General features: G+C 44.9%; 2 protein-coding genes. Both read right to left on the reverse strand.

Annotated features, from left to right (window positions below):
* Positions 1-1,584 (reverse strand): TRAP transporter large permease (locus I4V84_RS01640; protein WP_195591141.1); only part of this gene is annotated, 1,584 nt, incomplete at its 3' end.
* Entirely contained in the window at positions 1,585-2,082 is a 498-nt protein-coding gene (locus tag I4V84_RS01645; RefSeq protein ID WP_118583920.1) for a TRAP transporter small permease, read from the reverse strand.
* Between the last annotated feature and the right edge of the window lie 619 nt (positions 2,083-2,701).

Here is a 2,701-nt window from a genome sequence, read left to right on the forward strand (position 1 = left end):
TGCCTGGATTCCCTCGGACTGGTTTCCGTTTGTCAGCTGGTCTGCTGCATATATGTTTACTTTTACTTTTCCTCCTGTGGCCTTTTCCATCAGCTCGCCAAACTTGCGGCCGCCGTCCGCCCAGGTAGAAGTCTCAGTTGTAGAGCATGCAAAATTCCAGGTGGTTTCCTCCCAGCCAAGATCACTGTAGTCTGCGATCTCATTGAAGGAATAATCCCCGTCTCCGGCTGCAGAAGCTGCGGATGAGCCGCTGTCACCAGAGGAAGAATCTCCGGAATATGCACCATTTTTAGCAAGTGCTCTCGGAAGAGCCGTTGAAGTTACCGGAATATAGGTAACCACAAGAAGCACGGCCACACAGGCTGCCAGCATGGGCATAACTGCTTTTGAAATTTCCTGAAGGGTAACCTCCATGCCTTTTTTGATCTTGATTCCGATTGCCACAAACAGGTTGACACCAACCGGCGGAGTTACCTGTCCAATTGCAAGGTTTACAGTTGCCATCACACCAAATGCAACCACATCATAGCCAAGTGCTTTGCATACCGGAAGCATAACCGGAATAAAAATGTACATAGCAGAGTTTGCATCGATGAAGCAGCCTGCAATCAGGAAAATAATGTTTACGATCAGAAGGAAGGTAAACTGGTTATGTGCAATGCTTCCAAGAAGCGCTGAAGCTGCGTCTGCGATACCGAATTTGGTACATACATAGGAAAACAGGGAAGCACTTGCTACGATCAGCATGATTCCACCAGTTGTTTTCGCAGAATCCACGCAAATGTCAAACAGGTCTTTTAATTTAACCTCACGATAAATCACCATACCTACAAACAGACCGTATACAACAGATACAGCCGCTGCCTCAGTAGGAGTAAAAATACCGCCATAAATACCACCCAGAATAATAACCGGCATTAAGAATCCCCAGAAAGCATCCTTAAATGCATCCCAGCGCTCTTTTGCAGTCGCTTTCTTCTGGGCTGGCTGAATGCCTTTTTTTCTGGCTTCCACCATAACCACGATCACAAGGGCAACGCCCATCAGAATTCCAGGTACGATTCCTGCCATGAACATATCTGCAATAGATACGCCTGTGATAGAAGCATATACAACAAATGCAATACTTGGCGGGATGACAATGGCGATGGAGCTTGATGTTGCCATCAGGGCTGTGGAAAACGGTGCGCTGAAGCCTCCCCGCTCTACCATTGCCGGAATCAGAACTGCTCCAAGTGCTGCTACAGTTGCAGGTCCGGATCCGGAAATTGCGCCGAAGAAGCAGGCTACAATAACGCATACAATGGCGATGCCGCCTCTTTTATGTCCCACGCAGGTATCTACGAATCTGACAAGTCTTTTGGAAATTCCGGCTTTTGCCATGATATTTCCGGAAAGTACGAAAAATGGGATAGCCAGAAGGAGAAATTTACTGATTCCGGCATACATATTGGTTGCAACGATGGTAAGGGAGGTTCCGGAGTACAGGATTGCACAGACGGAGGACAGTCCCAGACAGATTGCAATGGGAACTCCCATGATCAGGAAAACAAAAAATGAAATAAAAAGAACTGCACTTATCATTTATTTATCCTCCTTTTTCAGATTGCCTGTACAATAGTCAAGACAGTATTCAATAAAATGTAAGATCATACATCCGGATCCGATTGGCACGAAGGACCAGAATATCCACTCCGGCCAGTTCAGAACGAAGGTACGTTTTCCGTTTTCCAGCTGTGTGATTACTTTTTCCATACCGAACCAGAATAAGATTGCGGTAAAAATAATGCACAGAACAGTGGTAAGGATAACAGATGGTTTTTTCAGTTTCTCAGGGAGACGGTCTGTAACCAGTGACAGGTTAACCAGTTCTCCTTCGCGGCATGCAAGTGCTGCAGCCATTAAGGTAATCAGTACAAAGACTGCGACCACAAGTTCCTCGGTAAAGGACCAGGAACGATGGATCACTTTTCGGGAAAAAACATTTCCCACGGTCAGAACCAGTATCAGCAGGGTAGACACTACCAGAATACAATTTTCTACTGCTGCTACTGCATTCATGATTTTTTTGAAGACTTTCATGATCTCTCCTCCTCTTAATTTACTTGTCAGGTTTTCGTCTTTCGTAAAATGGAACTATCTGTTATGCAGCCGCAGTACGATCCTGCCCGGCAGGGCTTTTGTGTAACAGGAAGTTCCAACGGAATTTCCTGTTACACAAAAAAAATCCGCCCCTGAACTAGGGACGGACCATATTAGACCGCAACCACCCTGTTTCCCCTTTGAAACAAGTACGAAAAGACAACGTACCGACATACGCGATTCCGATAACGGGGAACAACCGTGGAAACCTACTTGATGCAGTTCTTCACTTCGTATCTGGTTCCTGTTTGAAAAAACGGATACTTATGAAGCGTTCGGCTTCCCTTCTCGGGGATGATCTTCAAAACAGACCTGACGCTGCTTTCCACCGACACAGCTCTCTGTAGACAAGGTGCTTCTGTTTCTACTTCTTCCCTTCAAGGAATTTAATCCTTTTTTAATTTAGTTGTTTAACGAACTGAAGTAATTCTACTACTAAAATTCGGGGAAGTCAAGTATAATTATGCAATTGCTATTTAGTGTATGAACCATTTATGATAATGTCCTAATATACCATAAAGGAAAATGTCCCAATGTAGTATAATGCTTCCATCAACAG

The sequence above is a fragment of the Ruminococcus sp. 1001713B170207_170306_F1 genome, assembly GCF_015668065.1.
GTDB classification, from domain to species: Bacteria; Bacillota; Clostridia; order Lachnospirales; family Lachnospiraceae; genus Blautia_A; species Blautia_A faecis.

What these genes read in the sequence shown, in the direction of transcription:
- I4V84_RS01645 (WP_118583920.1), bottom strand. Translation starts at nt 2,082, where the DNA reads ATGAAAGTCTTCAAAAAAATCATGAATGCAGTAGCAGCAGTAGAAAAT.